The following is a 20,262-nucleotide window of genomic DNA, read 5'->3' on the forward strand; positions in this document are numbered from 1 at the left end:
AGGGCGTGGCTCTACCGGGCGCCGGGGGTACAATGGACGGCTACCCGGCAGCCCTCCCCGGCTGCCTGCCCGCCCACCCGACTGGAATAAGCGCCATGACCGGGACGCCAGCTTCGACCCTGCCGACCTCGGCCGGCACCGCCGTGCCTGCCATCGATTCGCCCCGCCCCGACCTGCTGCCCCTGCCCGGTTCCCGGCCGCAGGTGACCGGCCCCGTGCGCGGCAAGCTGTACATCAAGACCCACGGTTGCCAGATGAACGAGTACGACTCGACCAAAATGGCCGACGTACTTGCCGCCGAAGAAGGCCTGGAGCTGACCGACGACCCGGCCGAAGCCGACGTGCTGCTGATGAACACCTGCTCCATCCGCGAGAAAGCGCAGGAGAAGGTGTTCAGCCAGCTGGGCTACTGGAAGGCGCTGAAGAACAACGGCCGGGGCGTCATCATCGGCGTGGGCGGTTGCGTGGCCTCCCAGGAAGGCGAAGCGATCATCAAGCGCGCCCCGCATGTGGACCTGGTGTTCGGCCCGCAGACCCTGCACCGCCTGCCCGAGCTGATCCGCCAGCGGCGCGAATCGGGCAGGTCGCAGGTGGACATCAGCTTCCCCGAGATCGAGAAGTTCGACCGCCTGCCCGAGCCGCGGGCCGAGGGCGGTTCGGCGTTCGTGTCGATCATGGAAGGCTGCTCCAAGTACTGTTCGTTCTGCGTGGTGCCCTACACCCGTGGCACCGAGGTCAGCCGCCCGTTCGAGGACGTGGTGGTGGAAGTGGCGCAGCTGGCCGCGCAGGGCGTGCGCGAGATCAACCTGCTGGGCCAGAACGTCAATGCCTACCGCGGCCCCTATGGGGAAGGCGAGTTTGCCGACCTCGGCCTGCTGATCCGCACCATCGCCGAGATCGACGGGGTGGACCGCATCCGCTTCACCACCTCGCACCCGCTGGAGTTCAGCGATTCGCTGGTGGACGCTTACCGCGACGTGCCGCAGCTGGCCAATTTCCTGCACCTGCCGGTGCAGGCCGGCAGCGACCGCGTGCTGTCGGCGATGAAGCGCGGCTACACCGCGCTCGAATTCAAGGCCAAGATCCGCAAGCTGCGCGCAGTACGCCCGGACATTTCGATCAGCTCGGACTTCATCGTCGGCTTCCCTGGCGAGACGGACGCGGACTTCGAGAAGACCATGAAGCTGATCGAGGACGTAGGCTTCGACCACAGCTTCTCCTTCATCTATTCGCGCCGACCGGGCACGCCCGCAGCCGACCTCGAGGACACCATCAGCGATGCGGAGAAGCACGCGCGGCTGTCGCGCCTGCAGGCCCGGATCAACGAGCAGGCAGCCGCCATCTCCCATGCGATGGTCGGCTCGGTGCAGACGGTGCTGGTGGAAGGTCCGTCGCGCCGCGATCCGAATGAGCTGACCGGCAAGACCGAGAACATGCGGTCGGTGAATTTCCCGGGGCAGGAGCGATTGGTCGGCCAGCTGGTCGATGTGGAGATCACCGAGGCGTACAGCAATTCACTGCGCGGGCGGTTGGTGGTCGCCTGATCAATCCAGGCGCTTGCGGAACCGCAGGATGGCCAGGGTCATCATCACCACGATGAAGCCCAGCAGTGCCAGCACCTCCGGCCACAGTTCCCACCAGCGGGCGCCGCGCAGCATGATGCCGCGCACCAGGCGCAGGAAGTGGGTGAGCGGCAGGATCTCGGCCAGCCACTGCACGATGCGCGGCATGCCGGCAAACGGAAACATGAAACCCGACAGCAGGATCGATGGCAGGAACACGAACATCGTCATCTGCATGGCCTGGAACTGGGACTGCGCGCGGGTCGAGATCAACAGGCCCAGCGCCAGGTTGGCGGTGATCAGCAGCACCGCCGCCAGGTAGACATCCAGCACGCTGCCGCGCACCGGCACCTCGAACAGCCACATCCCCAGCAGCAGCACCAGCGTGGTCTGGACCAGGCCGATCACCGCATACGGCAGCACCTTGCCGACCATCAGCTCGCTGCGGCTCAGCGGCGTGGCGATCAGCAGTTCCATGTTGCCGCGCTCGCGTTCGCGCACGATCGCCACGGCGGTGAACATCACCATGGTCATGGTCAGGATGATCCCGATCAGGCCAGGCACGATGTTGATCGCCGAGCGCCGCTGCGGGTTGTAGAACGCCACCACGCTGATCTGCCCGGCGGCATCCGACGCGCCCGCGCGCAGTGGCCGGTCGTTGCGCACCGGCCGGGTGTCCAGCGGCACCTGGGCCAGCTGCACCGCCGCGCTCTGCACGACGGTATCGCTGCCATCCACCAGCACCTGCACCGCCTCACGGCCGTCGAACCGGCGTCGCTCGAAATCAGGCGGCACCACGATGCCGATGCTGACCTGCCCGCGCCGCAGCGCGGTCATCAACTGGTCGGGAGTGTCCACGTGCAGGGTCGGGGTGATCACCCCGGTGGCCACCATGTCGGCCAGCAGCGCGCGCGAGGCCGCGCTGCCGGCCTGGTCGGCGATGCCGGTCTCCAGGTGGCGGAGGTTGAGGTTGATCGCATAGCCGAACAGCACCAGCTGCATCACCGGGATGCCGACGATCATGGCCAGGGTGATGCGGTCGCGGCGCATCTGCCGCAGCTCCTTGAGCACGATCGCCCACAGCCGCCGCAGGTTCATGGCGTGGCCCCGGCCGCGGCGGGCGTCTCGCGGCCACGCGTGGCCGAGACGAACACGTCTTCCAGGTTGGCGGCGCTGCGCACCACCTCCGCCCCCTGCCCGGCTGCGCGCAGCGCCTGCTGCAGGCGCGCTTCGGCATCGTCGCCGCTGTCCAGCAGCACGCGCAGCGTATTGCCGATCTGCGCCACGCTGAGCACCCCGGGCAGGCCTGCCAGCGCCCGCTGGGCTTGTCGTGGCTGCGCCGCATGCACTTCCAGGGTGCGCCCCTGCAGTGCGGCGGTGAGTTCGGCCGGGCTGCCATCGGCCACCAGCACCCCCTGGTCGAGGATGGCCAGGCGGTGGCAGCGCTCGGCCTCGTCCATGTAATGCGTGGACACCAGCAAGGTGGTGCCGGCGTCGGCCAGGTCGAAGAGCTTTTCCCAGAAATCGCGCCGCGACTCGGGGTCCACCGCACTGGTCGGCTCGTCCAGGAACAACAGCTCCGGCGCGTGGATCACCGCACCGGCCAGTGCCAGCCGCTGCTTCTGGCCGCCGCTCATGGTGCCGGCCAACTGCTTCTGGCGGTCCTGGAAATGGTAGTGCTCCAGCAACTCGTCGATGCGCTGCCGCGCCCGGGCGCGCGGGATGTCCTGCACCGCTGCCAGGAATTCCAGGTTCTCGCGCACGGTGAGGTCTTCAAACAGCGAAAAGCGCTGGGTCATGTAACCAATGCGCCGGCGCAGCGCTTCAGCCTGTTCCGGTATGCGCAGGCCCAGCACTTCGATCTCGCCCGCGCTCGGGGTGAGCAGGCCGCACAGCATCCGGATGGTGGTGGACTTGCCCGAGCCATTCGGCCCCAGGAACCCGTACACGTTGGCGCGCGGCACGCTGAGGTCGACATGGTCCACCGCCACCAGCGGCCCGAACTGCTTGGTCAGCCCCCGCGCGCGGATCGCCGGTCCGGCGGTGTTCAAAACACCACCCGCACCGGCACGCCGGCGGGCAGGTCCGCCAGCGGCGCGCCGCCACCGGCGCGGTCCAGTTCGATTTCCGCCAGCCAGCTCAACCGCGACACGTCGTCGCCACTGAGCGCGTAGTACGGCGTGAAGCCGGGATCGCTGCGGATGCTGCGCACATGGCCGGCAAACGCGCCGTCGCGACCCTGCAGGTGGACCTGGGCCGCCTGCCCCACCCGCACCTTCAGGCGCAGTGGCTCGGGCAGGTACACCCGGGCGTAAGGGTGGTCGCCGACCAGCAGCACCACCAGCGGGGCCCCCACCGGCGCCTGGTCGCCCAGCCGGTAGGGCAGCGCATCGACGCGCCCGGCGCGCGGGGCAACGAGGTCGAGCTTGCGCAGCGTCACTGCCTGCGCGGCGGCCTGGGCCTGTGCCGACTGCAGGGCGGCTTCGCCTTGGGCTACCTGCTCCACGCGGGTACCGTGTTCCAGCGCCAGCAGCGTCTGTTCGGCAGCCTGCACCGCGCCTTGCGCGCTGCCGGCCGCCGCCCGCGCGCGGTCCACGTCGGCAGCGGCCACCAGTTGCTGCCGACCCAGCGGCTGCAGACGGCGGTAATAGGCCGACGCATCGACGGCCTGCGCGCGTGCCGATGCCAGGTTGGCCCGCGCCTGGTCGATGTCCTCGCGACGCGGGCCCTCACGCAGTTCCTGCAGGGCCTGCCCGGCCTGGCTGGCCTGCGCTTCCAATGCCTGCAGCTGGGCGGCGGTGCGGATCGGCTCCAGCTGCAGCAGCGCCGCCCCAGCAGCCACCTGCTGGCCTTCGTGGACCCGGATGCCCACGATGGTTTCCGCCGCGGGCGCCGGCACGGTGATGCGGTCCCACTCCAACGTGCCGAGTGCGGCCGGCGGCTCCTGCCGACACGCAGACAGCAGCAGGCCCGCCCCGGCCAGGAGCGCCCCACGCACGGACAGGTAGATGGCTGCGGACATCGACGCGGCTCCGGCAGGGCACGGCGGGGGAAGAAGAGGTCACCTTGCGCATGCCGCCGTGAAGGATCGGTCACGCGTGCCAGCGCGCCCGCGCACTGGTCATGAAATGATCACCCTTCCGCAGCCATTGCGCCGCAGGGGGTACAGCGGCTTATCCACACCTTTCCCGCGCAACCGCCCACAAGCGGTGTGGAAAACCCCGAGGTAGATGTCGCTTTTTTGACCACGCACGCGACAGCATTGCGGCAGTAGGGCCGTCAGAGACTGTCCACAGGTTGCTGCACTGCTGCTGCACAGCCGCTGTGGAGAACCGCGCTGCTGTGGCGAGGCCTGCACGCCCGCGCTACCCTGTCCTTCCTATCCCCAACTTGCGGCACGGCCATGACGACCGTCGCCGCCGGACGCAATGACCGCACTGGCACACCGCGACTTCACCCTGGCCCCGGAAGACAACGAACGCCTGGCCAACCTGGCCGGCCCCTTCGACGAGCACCTGCGCCAGATCGAACTCAAGCTCGGCGTGGAAATCGCCAACCGCGGCCACGTCTTCCGGGTCACCGGCCCGAAGGCCGTGGCCGAGGAAGCACAGGCGCTGATCGAAGCGCTGTACCTGGAGGCGGCCGAGACGCCCTTCGACAGCCACGCCATCCACCTGCGACTGAACCAGGCCAACGTGGAGCACCTGGTGGAGCGCAGCTACGAAGCGCAGGAAGTCACCATCAAGGTCAAGCGCGGCACCGTGCGCGGCCGTGGCGCCAACCAGGCGCGCTACCTGCACCAGATCACCACCCACGACATCAACTTCGGCATTGGGCCGGCCGGTACCGGCAAGACCTTCCTGGCCGTGGCAAGCGCCGTGGATGCGTTGAACGAATCGCGGGTGCAGCGCCTGATCCTGGTGCGCCCGGCGGTGGAAGCGGGCGAGAAACTGGGCTTCCTGCCCGGCGACCTGAGCCAGAAGGTCGATCCGTACCTGCGCCCGCTGTACGACGCGCTGTATGAAATGCTGGGCGTGGAAAAGGTGATCAAGCTGCTGGAGAAGAACGTCATCGAAATCGCGCCGCTGGCGTACATGCGCGGGCGCACGCTCAACGATGCGTACGTGATCCTGGACGAAGCGCAGAACACCACCGTCGAGCAGATGAAGATGTTCCTGACCCGGCTGGGCTTCGGCTCCACCGCCGTGGTCACCGGCGACCTGACCCAGACCGACCTGCCCAAGCACGTGAAGTCCGGCCTGCGCGATGCCATCGAGGTGCTGCGCGACGTGGACGGGGTGAGCTTCACCTTCTTCGAGGCCCGCGACGTGGTGCGCCACCCGCTGGTGGCGCGCATCGTCAGCGCCTACGACCGCCGCGACCTGCAGCAGGTCAAGCCGGGCGCCGAATGAGCGCGGCCATCGCGGCGCGGCGCCACACGCGCGATACTGTCGTTTCCTGATAGAACCCGAAGTACCGGAACCGCCATGACCAAAGGCCCCATTCGACTCGATGTCGCCGTCAGCTACGCCCTGCCCCGTGCCGGGTTGCCGTCGGCGGTGAGTTTCCGCAAATGGGTGGCTGCGGCACTGAACGGCCGCATCCGCGAGGCCGACCTGGCCATCCGCGTGGTCGACGCCAAGGAGGGCCAGTCGCTGAACCGGCACTACCGCGGCAAGGACTACGCCACCAACGTACTCAGCTTCCCCGCCGAGCTGCCTGAGGGCCTGCCCAAGGGGGTCAAGTTCCCGCTGCTGGGCGACCTGGTGATCTGCGCGCCGGTGGTGGCCGCCGAAGCGATGGAACAGGCCAAGGTGCTCAATGCCCACTACGCGCACCTGACCGTGCACGGGGTGCTGCACCTGCTGGGCTGGGACCACGAGGACGACAAGGAAGCCGAAGCCATGGAACAGCTGGAGCGCGAGATCCTGGCCGACCTCGGCATCGCCGACCCCTACGCCGGCGAGCGCTGAGCCGCCGCCCCTGACGGACGTTTCCTGCATGACCTTCGCACGCCCCGCCTGCCTGTGCCTGCTGGCCCTGTTTTCCACCCCGGCCCTGGCCGCCGCCCCGACGACGGCCGCCCCTGCCGCCGCGCCGCTGGACCTGGCCGCGCTGATCGAGTGCCGCCAGCGCGTGGCCGACTATGACGCGGTCGCCCCGGTCGTGGCCGACCCGCTCAAGGCGGTGGCCAACGGCATGCAGCCGCTGCCGCAGAACAACCAGTTCATGAGTGAGTACCGCCTGGCCGCGCCGTTGACGGTGTTCGGCCAGCGCACCGAATACGTGGCGGTGTCCGGGGCCAGCATCATGGCGATCCTGGACGTGGCCGATCCCCGCCCGATGGCCAAGACCCTGGCCCTGGAAGACGGCGTGGACAACCCGGACAAGTTCATGGCCGGCCGTGAGGTGGTCAGCCGGGACGTGACCGATCCGCGCACCGGCGAGCCGATGATCGAGTCGATCATCCTGAGCCTGTCCACGGTCAAGACCCACCCCGGCAAGACCCTGGCCGGCTGCACCTACAGCCTGGACCTGCCCGCCGAGGACGAAGCCCCGGCCGACACCCCGGCAGCGCCCGCCGGCGCCCTGCCCCCGTCCGTGAACACACCGCCGGGCGGGCGCTGACAGCGGCCCGCATCCTGCTAGACTGGCGCCAACGCCCGGCTCGCCGGGTGCCTTTTTTGCAGAGATGTCTGAAGACGACAGTAGTGGCTCCGTTCCGGAGCAAAATGAGAAGAAGCGCAGCTGGCTTGAACGCCTGACGTCTGCCTTCTCCGGCGAACCCCACACCCGCGACGAGCTGGTGGCGGTACTGCACTCCGCGCACGAAGACGGCCTGATTGCCGCCGACACGCTGCGCATGATGGAGGGCGCGGTCTCGGTGGCGGAACTGACCGTGGGCGACGTGATGATCTCGCGTTCGCAGATGGTCTCGCTGCCGGTGGAAGCCCCCTTCCTAGAACTGATGAAGCAGGTGGTCGAATCCGGCCATTCGCGCTTCCCGGTGCACGGTGACAACAAGGACGACATCCTCGGCGTGCTGCTGGCCAAGGACCTGCTGCGCGGCGTGGTCGCCGACAACGGGCCGGCCAACGTGCGCGAGCTGCTGCGCCCGGCGGTGCTGATTCCCGAAGCCAAGAAGCTCAACGTGCTGCTCAAGGAATTCCGGCTCTCGCGCAACCACATGGCGATCGTGGTGGACGAGTACGGCGGTGTTGCCGGGCTGGTCACCATCGAGGACGTGCTGGAGCAGATCGTCGGCGAGATCGATGACGAGCATGATGAAGCCGAAGACCACACCGCGCAGATCGCGATCCAGGCCGACGGCCAGTACGTGGTCGACGCACTGACCCCGATCGGGGATTTCAACGAGCGTTTCGGCGCCGCGTTCCCGGACGACGACTACGACACCATCGGTGGCCTGGTCACCGAGGCGATCGGGCACCTGCCCGAAACCGGCGACGAGCTGACCCTGGACCGCTTCGTGTTCCGGGTGGCGCGCGCCGATGCCCGTCGCGTGCAGGCGTTCCATGTGACCGTGCTGCCACCCGACGCCATCATCGAGGATTGACCCACGCCATGCGGCCCCTGCTGACGCGGTGGCCGTTGTGCCGCCTGTTGTTCCTCCTGTTCCTGGCCAGTGTGTCCAGCCTGCCGCTGACTGCACTGGCACAGGCAGCGCCTGGACCCGCGGCGGCCAGCGCCGCCGCGCCGCCTGCCGAAGCGCCGCCACCGCGCATCGGCATCGTGACCATGCAGCCGGGCAGCATCTTCTTCGAGCGCTTCGGGCATGACGCGATCGTGGTCGAGGACCCGGTCACCGGCGATGCCACCTCGTACAACTTCGGCTATTTCGACCCCAGCGAACCGGACTTCGTCGGCCGCTTCCTGCGCGGCGAGATGATGTATTACCTGGTGGCGCTGCCGCTGGACCAGGACCTCTCCTACTACCGCGACAGCGGCCGGGGCGCCAACCTGCAGTGGCTGGACCTCAGCCCGGAGCAGGCGCGTGCGCTTGCCGCGTCGCTGGCCGAGCGCGCCAAGCCGGAAAACGCGCGCTACCGCTACGACTACTACACCGCCAACTGCGCCACCATGGTGCGCGATGCGATCGATGGTGCGCTCGGCGGCGGGCTGCATTCGCAGCTGTCCGGCCGTTCGCGCGGCAACACCTACCGCAGCGAATCGGTGCGCCTGGCCTCGCCGGCCCCGTGGATGTGGCTGGGCTTCGACATCGGGCTCGGCCCGTTCGCCGACCAGCCGCTCTCGCGGTGGCAGGAAGCCTTCGTGCCGATGCGCCTGGCCGACGCGCTGCGCGAGGTGCGCAACAGCGACGGCCGTCCGCTGGTGCAGGAGGAGCTGGAGCTGCTGCCGCACCGCATCGCCCCGGAACCGGCTGAATCCGCGCGCCGCTGGTGGCCGTGGCTGCTGTGCGGGCTGGTGCTGGCTGCCGGGGTGATGGCCCTGCAACGCCGCCGGCGCCTGCTGGCTGGGCTGGCCGCGCCGCTGTGGCTGTTCTGCGGGATCGCCGGCATCCTGCTGGCCTACCTGTGGGGCTTCAGCGCGCACCACGCCGCCTGGGCCAACCGCAACCTGCTGCAGCTCTCGCCGCTGTGCCTGCTGCTGCTCCCGGGCGCGGTGACCCTGCTGCGCGCACGCGTGCCCGGCGCCTGGTTCCGCTGGACCTTGTGGGCGGTTGCCCTGCTCTCGCTGCTCGGCCTGGTACTGCATTGGCTGACCCTGCAGGCGCAGGTGAACCTGCAGTGGATCGTGCTGCTCTTGCCGCTGCACGTGGCGCTGGCCTGGACACTGGGTCGTCGTGACCCAGCTGTCACGCATCGCTGACGCAGGATATCGCTCATGGAACACGCCGCCGCCTCCAATCCGACCTGTGTCATCAACTGCGTTCACTACGACGACCAGGGCAAGCGACACGACATCGCGCTGGATGCGATCAGCGATGTGATCGCCAGCAAGAACGGTTTTGTGTGGGTGGGCCTTTACGACCCGGCCGACGCGGTGCTGCTCAAGCTGCAGGAGGAATTCTGCCTGCACGACCTGGCCATAGACGATGCACGCAACGCCCACCAGCGGCCCAAGGTAGAGGCCTACGGCAATTCCCTGTTCGTGGTGGTGACCACCGCGCAACGCGTGCAGGACCGCATCGAGTATGGCGAAACACACGCTTTCCTCGGTCCGCGCTTCCTGGTGACCGTGCGCCACGGCGCATCGCTGTCCTACGCCCCGGTCCGCGCCCGGGTGGAACGCGAACCGCAGTTGCTGACCATGGGCGCCTCCTACTGCCTGTATGCCGTGCTGGACTTCGTGGTCGACAACTACCTGCCGATCACCACCGACTTCCGCGACACGCTGGATTCGCTGGAGAAGGACATCTTCGCCGACAGTTACAAACGCACCACGGTGGTACGCCTTTACGAGCTCAAGCGCGAACTCAACAAGATGCGGATGGCGGTCGCACCGCTGCAGGACGTGCTGGCGCAGCTGCGCCGCTATCCCGGCGAGCTGATCCCCGACGAAGTGAAGCTGTACATCCGCGACGTGCACGACCACGCCGTGCGCATCAGTGATGTGATCGACACCCTGCGCGAGATGCTGGGTACGGCACTGAGCGTGAACCTGTCGCTGGTGACCCTGGCCCAGGGCGAGACGGTCAAGCGCCTTGGTGCGTGGGCCGCGCTGCTGGCCGCCCCGACCCTGATCACCAGCTGGTACGGTATGAACTTCACCCACATGCCCGAGCTGGACAAGCCGTGGGCCTACCCCGCGATGATCGTCGGGGTGGGTGCGGTGTGCGTGGGGTTGTATCGGCTGTTCAAGCGCGCCCGTTGGCTGTAACGCGTATCGACCAACGGTCGATACCTACCGCGTGACCCGGCAGGTGGCGACTGTTGGTGGTCAACCGCATCAGGCCACGTAAACGGTTTTGATGTTCATGAACTCGTGGATGCCGTGGTCGGCCAGTTCGCGACCGAAGCCCGAGCGCTTGCTGCCGCCGAACGGCAACCGGACATCGCTTTTGACGATGGCATTGACGAATGCCGCGCCGCATTCCAACTGCTTGGCGATGCCTTCGCCGCGCACCGGATCTCCACTCCACACGCTTCCGCCCAGCCCGAAGGTGGTGTCGTTGGCCACCCGCAGCGCATCGGCGTCGTCGCGCACGCGCAGGATCGCCGCCACCGGCCCGAACAGTTCCTCGTCGTAGGCCGGCATGCCCGGTTCCACATTGTCGAGGATGGTCGCCGGGTAACCCGCATGGGTGCCGGCCACCGGCTCGCCGCCCAGCAGTACCTTGGCCCCCTTGCCCACGCTCGCCTGCACCTGCTTGTGCAGCTCCTCGCGCAGGTCGGCACGTGCCATCGGCGCCAGCGTGGTCTTCTCGTCCTGCGGATCGCCGTACACACGCGCTGCGGCCGCTGCGACGAACTTCTCCACGAACGCGTCGGCAATCGCATCGACCACGATGAAGCGCTTGGCGGCGATGCAGGTCTGCCCGCTGTTGTCGAAGCGCGACTTCACCGCAGCGGCAACCGTCTTGTCCAGGTCCGCATCGTCCAGTACCACGAACGCATCGCTGCCGCCCAGCTCCATCACGCACTTCTTGAGCTGGTCGCCGGCGTTGGACGCGATCGAGCGCCCCGCCCGCTCGCTGCCGGTCAGGGTGACCGCCTTGACCCGCTTGTCGCGCAGCACCTCGGCGGCCTGGTCGTTGTCGATGTGCAGCACATCGAACACGCCCTCGGGCAAGCCGCCGTCGCGGCACACCGCCAGGATCAGGTCGGCGCACTGCGGCACGTTGCTGGCATGCTTGAGCAGGGCCACGTTGCCGGCCATGAACGCCGGCGCCAGGAAGCGGAACACCTGCCAGATCGGGAAGTTCCACGGCATCACCGCGAACACGCAGCCGATCGGTTCATAGCGCACGTAGCTGCGCTGGGCTTCGGTGTCGATCAGCTGCGGCTTGAGGTAATCGGCGGCGTGGTCGGCGTAGTACTCGCAGGCCTGCGCGCACTTCTCCACCTCGGCCAGCGCCTCGCCCTTGAGCTTGCCCATCTCGGTGGTCATCGCCTGCTGGATGTCGTCCCTGCGCGCGCGCAGCTGGCCGGCGATGGCACGCAGGATGGCGCCGCGCTCCTGCAGCGAACGGGCCGACCACGTCGGGAAGGCCGCGGCCGCGGCGGCCAGCCGCTGCTCGATCCCGGCGGCGTCCAGCAGCTCGTGGCGGTAAGTCACAAGGCCCGTGGCGGGGTTGACGATTTCGACGGTCATCGCGGTGCTCCGAAAGACAGGCACCCATTCTGCGCCCGGCCCCGTGAGCCGGGTGTTGTGTCAGCCCTTTTCCTGCAGCGCCATCTGCATGTCGCGCTGCCGGCGCTTCTCGCTGCGCGAGGTAATGAACCACCCCACCACCGCCGCGATCGACACCGCCAGCACCATCAACGTGGCCAAGGCGTTGATCTCCGGCTTGATGCCCATCCGCACCGAAGCGAACACCTTCATCGGCAGCGTGGTCGAATTCGGCCCCGCGACGAAACTGGCGATCACCACGTCATCCAGCGACAGGGTGAAGGCCAGCAGCCAGCCGGCCACCAGCGCCGGGGCGATGATCGGCAGGGTGATCTGGAAGAACACCTTCAGCCGGCTCGCGCCCAGGTCCATGGCCGCCTCTTCCAGCGAGCGGTCCAGCTCCTGCAACCGAGAGGACACAATCACGGTCACGAAGGACAACGTGAACGTGACATGCGCGATCCAGATGCTGCCCACGCCTCGGCTGGGGAAGCCGGGAATGCCACCCATCGCCACCAGCAGCGTCATCAGCGAGAAGCCCAGGATCACTTCGGGCATCACCAGCGGCGCGGTGATCAGGGCGCCGAACACGGTCTTGCCCGGGAAGCGCTTGAAGCGGGTCATCACCATCGCGGCCATGGTGCCCAGCACGGTCGCCGCGCTGGCGGTCCAGAACGCCACCTTCAGGCTGATCCACAGTGCATCCAGGATCTGCCGGTTGTTGAACAGCTCGCCGTACCAGCGCGTGGAGAAGCCCGACCACACCGTGGCCAGCTTCGACGCGTTGAACGAATAGATCATCAGCAGCAGGATCGGCAGGTACAGGAAGGCAAAGCCCAGCCCCAGGACCGTCCAGCCGAGCCAGCGACTGCGGCGCACCATGCTCATGTCAGCTTCCCTTCCAGCTCACGCTGCTGCACCCGGTTGAACAGCAGGATCGGCACCAGCAGCAGGGCCAACATCACGATTGCCACCGCCGAGGCGGTCGGCCAGTCCCGGTTGTTGAAGAACTCGCCCCACAGCACCCGGCCGATCATCAGCGTATCCGGCCCGCCCAGCATTTCCGGGATCACGAATTCGCCCACGGCGGGAATCATCACCAGCATGCAGCCGGCGATGATGCCGGTGCGCGACAGCGGCAGGGTGATGCGCAGGAACGCCTGCCACGGCTTGGCACCGAGGTCGTAGGCGGCCTCCAGCAGGCGGTTGTCCAGCTTTACCAGGTTGGCGTACAGCGGCAGCACCATGAACGGCAGGTAGCAGTACACGATGCCGATGTAGGCGGCGGTCGGGGTGTACAGGATCTGCAGCGGTGCATCGATGACCCCGATCTTCAGCAGCAGCTGGTTGAGCAGGCCGTTGCGGTCGAGGATGCCGATCCACGCATACACCCGGATCAGGAACGAGGTCCACGACGGCAGCACCACCAGCATCATCGCCACGTTGCGCGCGGCCGGGCTCATCCGCGAGATCACATATGCCATCGGGTAACCGATCAGCAGCGTGAACAGCGTGGCGATCACCGCGATCCTGATCGAGCTCAGGTAGGCGAGCACGTACTGGCTGTCCTTGACCATGGCCGCGTAGTTGCCCAGGTTGAGCTTGAGCGAGAACGCACCGTCCACGTATTCCAGCAGCCACGTATACGGCGGCGAGCCGACCTGGGTGCGCGCGAACGAGATCATCAGGATGATCACGAACGGCACCGCGAAGAACAGCAGCAGCCACAGGTACGGCGCGGCGATCACACCGCTGCGCGTGCCGGGGAGCCAGCGCTTCCAGCCGGTGGCGTTCATGCGGTGAGCACCACGCCATCGTTGTCGCGCCAGTGCACCCAGACGCTGTCGCCCCAGGTCAGGCCATCGCTGGCCCAACGCTGCGAGTTGGCGAAATTGGACAGCACCTTGGCCCCGCTGGGCAGGCGCACGTGGTACACCGAATGACTGCCGAAGTAGGCGATCTCCTCGATCACGCCCTGCGCCTTGTTGGTGTCGCCGGCCGGTTCGTCCTTGCCGATCATCACCTTCTCCGGGCGCAGCGCGAACGCCACCGGCTGCCCTTCGTAGCCGGTAATGCCGTGCGCCACGTAGATGGGCGCCGGGAACAGCGGCGTGCGCACGGTGACGTACTCGGGCAGGTCCTCGTCGATCACCCCGTCGAACAGGTTGACCGAGCCGATGAAGCCGGCTACGAAGCGGTTGGCCGGCTGTTCGTAGATCTCGTCCGGTTTGCCGACCTGCTGGATCCAGCCGGCATCCATGACCGCAATGCGGGTGGCCATGGTCATCGCTTCTTCCTGGTCATGGGTGACCATCACGCAGGTCACCCCCGAGGTTTCGATGATGTTGACCAGCTCGATCTGCATCTGCGAGCGCAGCTTCTTGTCCAGCGCGCCCATCGGCTCGTCCAGCAGCAGCAGCTTGGGCCCCTTGGCCAGCGACCGCGCCAGCGCCACGCGCTGCTGCTGGCCGCCGGACAGCTGGTGCGGCTTGCGCTTGGCCAGCTTCTCCAGCTGCACCAGCTCCAGCATCTCGCCGACCCGGCGGCGGATGGCATCGCGGGCCAGGCCATCCTGCTTGAGGCCGAAGGCGATGTTCTGCTCCACGCTCATGTGCGGGAACAGGGCATAGGACTGGAACATCATGTTGATCGGCCGCTGGTACGGGGGCAGCGCGTTGATGCGCTGGCCGTCCAGGTCGATGGTGCCGGCGGTGGGGGTCTCGAACCCGCCCAGGCAGCGCAGCAGGGTCGATTTGCCGCTGCCCGAGCCGCCCAGCAGGGCAAAGATCTCGCCTTTGCGCACGTCCAGGCTGACATCGTCGAGTGCGACGAAGCCGTCGAATTCCTTGCGCAGCGCGCGGATGGACAGATAGCCCTGCTCCAGGACCGGGACGACCTCGCCTTCCGGCTTGGCTTCGAATGACATGGGCAGCGGCTCCAGGAGCGGCGTCAGGACGGGGGGACGGCCCATTTTAGCGACCGTTGGCGACAGCGGGGATACCGGATCGTGGCGGTTGGGCCCAGCCGGGCCAATGGTCTCAGGAAGAACCCTAATAAGCGTGCCGCCGAGGCGACGTGAACGCCCTGCCTTTGTCGCGTCCACCCGGTACAGACGCGACGGTGTCGACGTGCCCCTTGACATGCCTGGCCCATTCCCGCGAAAGCGGCAGCTGAAAACGCCTGAACGCTTGTCGTTCCCGGTCTTCCGAAACGGGAGTTCGGCCGGTTCCTTGATGGCGTGCACACCTTCCAACACGCGTGAACTACAGGCAAGTGACGCGTCACATTCCGCGTGACATCGCGTTGACCTCCCGACGGTGGGAGCGCGATACCTCCACGAACGCCGAACGCGCACAACACAAGGAGTTACCCATGCAAGCCATCCCCGATGCACGGCCCTATGACGCAGTTGTCATTGGAGCGGGACACTCCGGCCTGTCGCTCAGCGCCTTGCTGGTGGAGGCAGGCGTGCGTCATCAGGTTCTGGAAGCAGAAACCATCGGCTCCAGCTGGACGCGACGGTGGGATTCCTTCCGCCTCAACACGCCCAACTTCCTGACCGCCCTGCCCGGCTACCAGTACGACGGCACGGATCCCACGGGTTTTGCCACCGCGGCCGAAGTCATCGACATGCTGACCGACTATGCGCGCCGGCGGCGGCTGCCTGTCGTCGAGGGATGCGTCGTGCATAGGGTGTTTGCGGCAGGCGACGGCTACCGCGTCATCACCAGCGACGGCACGCTCGAAGCACGCTGCGTGGTCGTGGCCAGCGGGGAGTACCGCCGCCCGCGCTGGCCGCGGGCGTTCTTCTCTCCTGCCTCCGAGCTGCAGGTTATCCACTCCGGCGATTACCGGCGACCCCAGCAGCTCGGCCCGGGCGCCGTGCTTGTAATCGGCGGTGGCCAGTCCGGCGCACAGATCGCCCAGGACCTTCGTACTGCAGGGCGCGAGGTGTACTGGTCCATGGCCGATCGTTTCTCGCACATCCGCCGGGTACGCGGCAGGGATTCCATGCACTGGTGGGACATGCAGGGGCTGCTGCACCGGCACGTAAGCGAGCGGCCGGACGTGGTGGCGGGGGTGCCGGGCGCGATGCAGAAGGCAAGAACGGCGGAGTTCCCCTTGGTATCTGGAACCGGCGCGCTGGGCATGGGCAGCTCCATCAGCCTGCTGTCGATGCACCGCGACGGCATCGTGCTGCTCGGCAGGCTGGAGCACCTGGAAGGCCACATCGCGCACTTCCGCGATGCGCGACCGCAGATCCGCGAGGCCGTGGCCGGCACCCGCGCCGAGTACAGGCACCTCAACGACATGGCCGATGCGCACTATGCATCCACCGCAGAGGCACCGACCGACGACGCCCGCTATCTGCCCGAAGAGGTCTACCTGGACTGGGAGCCGGACGCCTCGCCACGCTGCATCCGGCTGGACGCCGCCGGCATTGGCTCGATTGTGGCAGCCACCGGCTTCGACGCGCAGTGGCCATGGCTCGAAGTACCGGGCGTACTCGACCCGAACGGCTACCCACTGGGCGATTACGGCGTCTCCCCGCAGCCGGGCCTGTTCTTCATCGGCATGTACAACCTGCAGCGACCGAGCTCGAACTTCCTGTGCAATGGTGGGCGGGATGCGCGCGAACTACTCCAGAGCATCCTGACGCACCTGGACGCCAGCGCCTCACCTCCATGCAATAAAGTGGGTCTGAACTTGTCATTTCGCCCCGCGGAACCAACCACCCGATGAGTAAACCCCACATCGTCGCCGCCTCACTATTGTTGGCACTTTCAATCTGCCCGGCACATGCCAGTGTTGAGGCGACGCTGGACCTCCTTCCCACGGGGAGCAGTGAGATTGCAGTAGCGATCAAGTACACCAACAACGGCGCCCATCCAGCCTCCATTCGTGCGGCCGACATCCCACAGACAATGCCGGACGGCCGCCTTTGGAACAACGCGTTCCACGTGGTCTCTTCGACCGGCGAAGTAGCCAGATACACAGGCGTTATCGTCAACCTGACCATGGAAGCTCGAAGCGAAGTACTGACGCTGCACCCTGGGCAGGTGGAGATCGTCCAGGTAAATATTTCTTCCAACTATCTGCTTGAACCCGATACAGACTATGAGCTGACACCTCGCGGCTTCGAACAGAGCTCTCTTCCCGATCCCAGCGCGGGGCAGTCGGCCGGGTCGCCCACAGCCCCACCCGTATTCACTTCATCACCCACGCTACGGGTGAGAACGGGGCCGCGCACCGTGGGAATCGATACCTCCGCAGGTTTAAAGAACGGATCTCCAGAAGCAGCATGCCCACCGGACAAAATACTGGCGGTCGCCGCAGCCATGAGTGCATCCGCGAAACTCGCACGAGACGCGAGGGACTACGTCGAAGGACTGTACGGCTTGGATCTCTCGCCGGATCTCGCGAGAACCGCAAGAGACGTTGCGTCCGATCACGCCTACGGCTACGAGTACTTCGCGGACAATCTCGATTCCCAGAACTGAGAAAAAAAGGGCCGCCGGTGCGAACCGGCGGCCCTAGGTTCTTTCGACGGAAAAGTCTCGCCTCAGCGACCCGTCTTCACCTCTGTCCACAACCGGGTGTACAGCTTGTCCACATCCGGCGGATTGATCGAGTAGGTGAACATCTTCGCGGCCACGTCGGCCGGCGGGTAGATGGTCGGGTCGTTGCGGATCGCTTCGTCCACCAGCGGCGTGGCCGCGCTCACCGGGTTGGCGTAGTGGATGAAGTTGGTGTTGGCCGCGGCGACCTTCGGGTCCAGCAGGTAGTTGATGAAGGCGTAGGCCGCTTCCGGGTGCTTGGCATCCTTGGGAATGGCCAGCATGTCGAACCACTGCGGCGCGCCTTCCTTCGGGATCGAATAGGCTACGGTCACGCCGTTGGCCGCTTCGGCGGCGCGGTCGCGGGCCTGGATGATGTCGCCCGACCAGCCCACCACCAGGCAGGTGCCGCCGTTGGCCAGCGAGCCCACGTACTGCGAGGAGTGGAAGTTCTGCACGTACGGGCGGATGGTCTTGAGCAGGTCGGCCGCCTTCTGGATCACCGCCGGGTCATGGCTGTGCGGGTCTTCGCCCAGGTAATGCAGCGCGATCGGAATCATGTCGGCCGGGGTATCCAGGATCGTGATCCCGCAGTCCTTCATCTTGGCGATGTTTTCCGGCTTGAAGATCAGGTCCCAGCTGTTGGCGATTTCGGTGCTGCCGCCGAAACGCTCCTTGAGCATCTCCACGTTGTAGCCGATGCCGGTGGTGCCGATCATGTAGGGCACGCCGTACTTGTTGTCCGGATCCTGCTGCGCGATGCGCTTCATCATCTCCGGGTCGAGATTGGCCAGGTTCGGGATCTTGCTCTTGTCCAGCGGCAGGAACACACCGGCCTGGATCTGGCGGCCGAAGAAGTTCAGCGTCGGCACCACCACGTCATAGCCGCTGCCACCGGCGAGCAGCTTGGTCTCAACCATCTCGTCGCTGTCGAACACGTCGTAGGTCACCTTGGTGCCGGTGGCCTTTTCGAAGTTCGGGATGGTGTCTTCGGCGATGTAATCGCTGTAGTTGTAGACGTTCAGCACCTTGCTGTCTTCCTGCTTGGCGCCGCCACAGGCGCTGAGCATCGAAACGGCAATGCCGAGGGTGAGGATTCGCAGCTTCATCGGACTCTCCACAGGTCAGGTGCAAGGCGGGGGAACCGGCCGGACCGGCATGACGGTGCCAGCCTAACGGGCAGCCGGGTATTTTCCCAGCACATGGCGCTCACGGCCATGCCTGATCGGGCGGCTGGGCCGCTTACACATTCAGCAGCAGGAACTCCCGCTCCCAGGAGCTGATCACCCGGAAGAAGGTCTCGTACTCCTTGCGCTTGACCGACACATACGCCCGGCAGAACCGCTCGCCGAGCATCTCGCGCAGTTCCGGGCAGCGCTCCAGGCCGTCCAGCGCCTCGCCCAGCGAGCGCGGCAGGTCGTAGCCCAGCTCCTTGGCGCTGCCACTGATCGGGGCGGTCGGCGAGCCCTGCTCGCGGATGCCCAGCAGGCCGGCGGCCAGGGTGGCGGCGATCGCCAGGTAGGGATTGGCGTCGGAGCCGGCAAAACGGCTTTCCACGCGCATGTTTTCCGGGGTATCCATCGGCACCCGCAGCCCGCAGGTGCGGTTGTCGAAGCCCCAGTGAACGTTGCTGGGAGAAACCTCGCCGAATACCAGCCGCCGGTAGGAATTCACGTTCGGGGCGAAGAAGGCCATCGCTGCCGGCACGTACTTCTGCAGCCCGGCCAGGTAGTGGCCGAACAACGGGCTGAACTCCTCCCCGCCGCTGTCACCACTGAACACGTTGTGGCCGTCGCTGACCCGCACCAGGCTCTGGTGGATGTGCATGGCGCTGCCCGGCTCGGTTTCCATCGGCTTGGCCAGGAAGGTGGCGTACACCCCATGGCGCATGGCTGATTCGCGCATGGTGCGCTTGAACAGGAACACCTGGTCGGCAAGGTCCATCGCGTTGGCGTGGGTGAAGTTGACCTCCAGCTGCGCCGCGCCGGATTCGTGGATGAGCGTGTCCACGTCCAGCTTCATCGCGTCGCAGTAGTCGTACATCAGGTCGAGGATCGGATCGAATTCGTTCACGGCATCGATCGAGTACGACTGCCGCGCCGTTTCCGGGCGGCCCGAGCGGCCGGCGGGCGGCAGCAGCGGAAAGTCCGGATCAGTGTTTTTCTGCACCAGGAAGAATTCCAGCTCCGGCGCCACCACCGGGCGCAGGCCCAGTTCGGCATAGGCATCGAGCACCCGGCGCAGCACGTTGCGTGGCGCCAGCTCATGCGGCTCGCCGTGCTTGGTGTAGCAGTCGTGGATGACCTGCGCGGTGGGGTCGGTGGCCCACGGCACCATGCGCACGGTATCAGGGTCCGGGCGCAGGATCATGTCCGAGTCCGACGGCGAGGTCAGTTCGTAGTAATCGTCCGGAAACTCGCCGGTGACGGTGGTGGCGAAGATGCCCTCGGGCAGCCGGGTGCCGTAGTCATGCGAGAACTTGTCGGCCGGGATGATCTTGCCGCGCGCATTGCCGGTGATGTCCGGCACCAGGCATTCCACTTCGGTGATGTGGCGATCCTTGAGCCAGCGCAGCAGCACACTCTCTTCGGCAGCCGGTTTGGCCGTGGCCTTGCGCGCGGGGGCCTTCCGCGACGGAGCGGCGGCCTTGCGCGATGGAGAGGGGGCTTTGCGCGAACGCGTTCGGGTGGTCATGACCGGTCTGCTGTGCTGGAGTAACGACGACAAGCTTCGCCGAAGGGCTGGAACGTATTGTGATAGTGCCACTGTACCCCCGTCGGCAACCGCCGTCACAGCGGGCGCACCTGCCCTCGACACGGGTTGCTGGCATG

General features: G+C 66.8%; 18 protein-coding genes. 9 read left to right on the forward strand and 9 right to left on the reverse strand.

Annotated features, from left to right (window positions below; translation table 11 throughout):
- The first annotated feature begins 95 nt into the window (after positions 1 to 95).
- Positions 96 to 1,544, forward strand: a complete 1,449-nt coding sequence (miaB, locus tag QE395_RS11705; RefSeq protein ID WP_306989189.1) for a tRNA (N6-isopentenyl adenosine(37)-C2)-methylthiotransferase MiaB — start codon at positions 96 to 98, stop codon at positions 1,542 to 1,544.
- Here the strand turns inward: miaB and QE395_RS11710 are convergent, their stop codons facing one another.
- Genes QE395_RS11710 through QE395_RS11720 form a run of 3 tightly spaced genes read right to left on the reverse strand, consistent with a single transcriptional unit; the run spans position 1,545 to position 4,584 of the window.
- On the reverse strand, positions 1,545 to 2,660 hold the full coding sequence (locus QE395_RS11710; RefSeq protein WP_068850662.1) for an ABC transporter permease: 1,116 nt from the start codon (positions 2,658 to 2,660) through the stop codon (positions 1,545 to 1,547). It abuts the gene before it with no gap.
- A complete protein-coding gene (locus QE395_RS11715; protein ID WP_095364062.1) occupies positions 2,657 to 3,592 on the reverse strand; it encodes an ABC transporter ATP-binding protein in 936 nt (311 codons plus the stop codon). The genes QE395_RS11710 and QE395_RS11715 overlap by 4 nt, the downstream gene beginning before the upstream one ends.
- Positions 3,593 to 3,609: 17 nt before the next feature.
- The gene (locus tag QE395_RS11720; RefSeq protein WP_306989191.1) at positions 3,610 to 4,584 is read right to left on the reverse strand and encodes an HlyD family efflux transporter periplasmic adaptor subunit; all 975 of its coding nucleotides are present in this window, start codon (positions 4,582 to 4,584) and stop codon (positions 3,610 to 3,612) included.
- Positions 4,585 to 4,990: 406 nt separating this feature from the next.
- Here QE395_RS11720 and QE395_RS11725 point away from each other — a divergent pair, with 406 nt between their 5' ends.
- From QE395_RS11725 to QE395_RS11750, 6 genes are all read left to right on the forward strand, one after another.
- Positions 4,991 to 5,974 (forward strand): PhoH family protein, encoded by a 984-nt coding sequence (locus QE395_RS11725; protein ID WP_068850654.1) that lies wholly within the window; start codon positions 4,991 to 4,993, stop codon positions 5,972 to 5,974.
- Between the two features lie 75 nt (positions 5,975 to 6,049).
- Positions 6,050 to 6,535 (forward strand): rRNA maturation RNase YbeY, encoded by a 486-nt coding sequence (gene ybeY, locus QE395_RS11730; RefSeq protein ID WP_093533865.1) that lies wholly within the window; start codon positions 6,050 to 6,052, stop codon positions 6,533 to 6,535.
- A 28-nt stretch (positions 6,536 to 6,563) separates the two neighbouring features.
- Positions 6,564 to 7,190 carry a hypothetical protein gene (locus QE395_RS11735; RefSeq protein WP_256947716.1) on the forward strand — a complete coding sequence of 209 codons (627 nt, stop codon included), beginning with the start codon at positions 6,564 to 6,566 and terminating at the stop codon, positions 7,188 to 7,190.
- A 64-nt stretch (positions 7,191 to 7,254) separates the two neighbouring features.
- Positions 7,255 to 8,136 (forward strand): transporter associated domain-containing protein, encoded by an 882-nt coding sequence (locus QE395_RS11740; protein ID WP_093533867.1) that lies wholly within the window; start codon positions 7,255 to 7,257, stop codon positions 8,134 to 8,136.
- Positions 8,137 to 8,144: 8 nt separating this feature from the next.
- On the forward strand, positions 8,145 to 9,410 hold the full coding sequence (locus QE395_RS11745) for a DUF4105 domain-containing protein (protein WP_306989196.1): 1,266 nt from the start codon (positions 8,145 to 8,147) through the stop codon (positions 9,408 to 9,410).
- Between the two features lie 15 nt (positions 9,411 to 9,425).
- On the forward strand, positions 9,426 to 10,421 hold the full coding sequence (locus QE395_RS11750; RefSeq protein WP_068850648.1) for a magnesium and cobalt transport protein CorA: 996 nt from the start codon (positions 9,426 to 9,428) through the stop codon (positions 10,419 to 10,421).
- A 69-nt stretch (positions 10,422 to 10,490) separates the two neighbouring features.
- Here QE395_RS11750 and QE395_RS11755 read toward each other — a convergent pair whose 3' ends face one another.
- The 4 genes from QE395_RS11755 to potA are packed head-to-tail and all read right to left on the reverse strand — an operon-like array spanning position 10,491 to position 14,799.
- Complete coding sequence (locus tag QE395_RS11755; RefSeq protein ID WP_093533871.1) at positions 10,491 to 11,855, reverse strand: NAD-dependent succinate-semialdehyde dehydrogenase; 1,365 nt, start codon at positions 11,853 to 11,855, stop codon at positions 10,491 to 10,493.
- A gap of 60 nt (positions 11,856 to 11,915) precedes the next feature.
- The gene (locus tag QE395_RS11760) at positions 11,916 to 12,761 is read right to left on the reverse strand and encodes an ABC transporter permease subunit (protein ID WP_093533873.1); all 846 of its coding nucleotides are present in this window, start codon (positions 12,759 to 12,761) and stop codon (positions 11,916 to 11,918) included.
- A complete protein-coding gene (locus QE395_RS11765) occupies positions 12,758 to 13,669 on the reverse strand; it encodes an ABC transporter permease subunit (protein WP_068850639.1) in 912 nt (303 codons plus the stop codon). Before QE395_RS11765 ends, QE395_RS11760 begins: the two co-directional genes overlap by 4 nt.
- On the reverse strand, positions 13,666 to 14,799 hold the full coding sequence (potA, locus tag QE395_RS11770; RefSeq protein ID WP_095364006.1) for a polyamine ABC transporter ATP-binding protein: 1,134 nt from the start codon (positions 14,797 to 14,799) through the stop codon (positions 13,666 to 13,668). The genes QE395_RS11765 and potA overlap by 4 nt, the downstream gene beginning before the upstream one ends.
- A 446-nt stretch (positions 14,800 to 15,245) precedes the next feature.
- Between potA and QE395_RS11775 the strand changes: the two genes are divergently transcribed.
- Both QE395_RS11775 and QE395_RS11780 read left to right on the forward strand, forming a co-directional pair.
- Positions 15,246 to 16,616, forward strand: coding sequence for an NAD(P)/FAD-dependent oxidoreductase (locus QE395_RS11775; protein ID WP_306989203.1), 1,371 nt, complete (start codon positions 15,246 to 15,248; stop codon positions 16,614 to 16,616).
- Positions 16,613 to 17,374, forward strand: coding sequence for a hypothetical protein (locus QE395_RS11780; protein WP_306989205.1), 762 nt, complete (start codon positions 16,613 to 16,615; stop codon positions 17,372 to 17,374). The genes QE395_RS11775 and QE395_RS11780 overlap by 4 nt, the downstream gene beginning before the upstream one ends.
- A 62-nt stretch (positions 17,375 to 17,436) precedes the next feature.
- On the opposite strand, the gene QE395_RS11785 is transcribed toward QE395_RS11780, so the two are convergent.
- Positions 17,437 to 18,540 (reverse strand): polyamine ABC transporter substrate-binding protein, encoded by a 1,104-nt coding sequence (locus tag QE395_RS11785; protein WP_095364005.1) that lies wholly within the window; start codon positions 18,538 to 18,540, stop codon positions 17,437 to 17,439.
- Between the two features lie 133 nt (positions 18,541 to 18,673).
- Positions 18,674 to 20,125, reverse strand: coding sequence for a glutamine synthetase family protein (locus tag QE395_RS11790; RefSeq protein WP_255220510.1), 1,452 nt, complete (start codon positions 20,123 to 20,125; stop codon positions 18,674 to 18,676).
- Positions 20,126 to 20,262: the final 137 nt, after the last annotated feature.

It is taken from the genome of Stenotrophomonas sp. SORGH_AS_0282 (genome assembly GCF_030818125.1).
In the GTDB taxonomy this organism is placed as follows: domain Bacteria; phylum Pseudomonadota; class Gammaproteobacteria; order Xanthomonadales; family Xanthomonadaceae; genus Stenotrophomonas; species Stenotrophomonas rhizophila_A.

Bases quoted from the DNA above. Each gene is read 5' to 3' on its own strand.
- miaB (WP_306989189.1), top strand. From the start codon at position 96: ATGACCGGGACGCCAGCTTCGACCCTGCCGACCTCGGCCGGCACCGCC.
- QE395_RS11710 (WP_068850662.1), bottom strand. From the start codon at position 2,660: ATGAACCTGCGGCGGCTGTGGGCGATCGTGCTCAAGGAGCTGCGGCAG.
- QE395_RS11720 (WP_306989191.1), bottom strand. From the start codon at position 4,584: ATGTCCGCAGCCATCTACCTGTCCGTGCGTGGGGCGCTCCTGGCCGGG.
- QE395_RS11725 (WP_068850654.1), top strand. From the start codon at position 4,991: ATGACCGCACTGGCACACCGCGACTTCACCCTGGCCCCGGAAGACAAC.
- ybeY (WP_093533865.1), top strand. From the start codon at position 6,050: ATGACCAAAGGCCCCATTCGACTCGATGTCGCCGTCAGCTACGCCCTG.
- QE395_RS11735 (WP_256947716.1), top strand. From the start codon at position 6,564: ATGACCTTCGCACGCCCCGCCTGCCTGTGCCTGCTGGCCCTGTTTTCC.
- QE395_RS11740 (WP_093533867.1), top strand. From the start codon at position 7,255: ATGTCTGAAGACGACAGTAGTGGCTCCGTTCCGGAGCAAAATGAGAAG.
- QE395_RS11745 (WP_306989196.1), top strand. From the start codon at position 8,145: ATGCGGCCCCTGCTGACGCGGTGGCCGTTGTGCCGCCTGTTGTTCCTC.
- QE395_RS11750 (WP_068850648.1), top strand. From the start codon at position 9,426: ATGGAACACGCCGCCGCCTCCAATCCGACCTGTGTCATCAACTGCGTT.
- QE395_RS11755 (WP_093533871.1), bottom strand. From the start codon at position 11,855: ATGACCGTCGAAATCGTCAACCCCGCCACGGGCCTTGTGACTTACCGC.
- QE395_RS11760 (WP_093533873.1), bottom strand. From the start codon at position 12,761: ATGAGCATGGTGCGCCGCAGTCGCTGGCTCGGCTGGACGGTCCTGGGG.
- QE395_RS11765 (WP_068850639.1), bottom strand. From the start codon at position 13,669: ATGAACGCCACCGGCTGGAAGCGCTGGCTCCCCGGCACGCGCAGCGGT.
- potA (WP_095364006.1), bottom strand. From the start codon at position 14,799: ATGTCATTCGAAGCCAAGCCGGAAGGCGAGGTCGTCCCGGTCCTGGAG.
- QE395_RS11775 (WP_306989203.1), top strand. From the start codon at position 15,246: ATGCAAGCCATCCCCGATGCACGGCCCTATGACGCAGTTGTCATTGGA.
- QE395_RS11780 (WP_306989205.1), top strand. From the start codon at position 16,613: ATGAGTAAACCCCACATCGTCGCCGCCTCACTATTGTTGGCACTTTCA.
- QE395_RS11785 (WP_095364005.1), bottom strand. From the start codon at position 18,540: ATGAAGCTGCGAATCCTCACCCTCGGCATTGCCGTTTCGATGCTCAGC.
- QE395_RS11790 (WP_255220510.1), bottom strand. From the start codon at position 20,125: ATGACCACCCGAACGCGTTCGCGCAAAGCCCCCTCTCCATCGCGCAAG.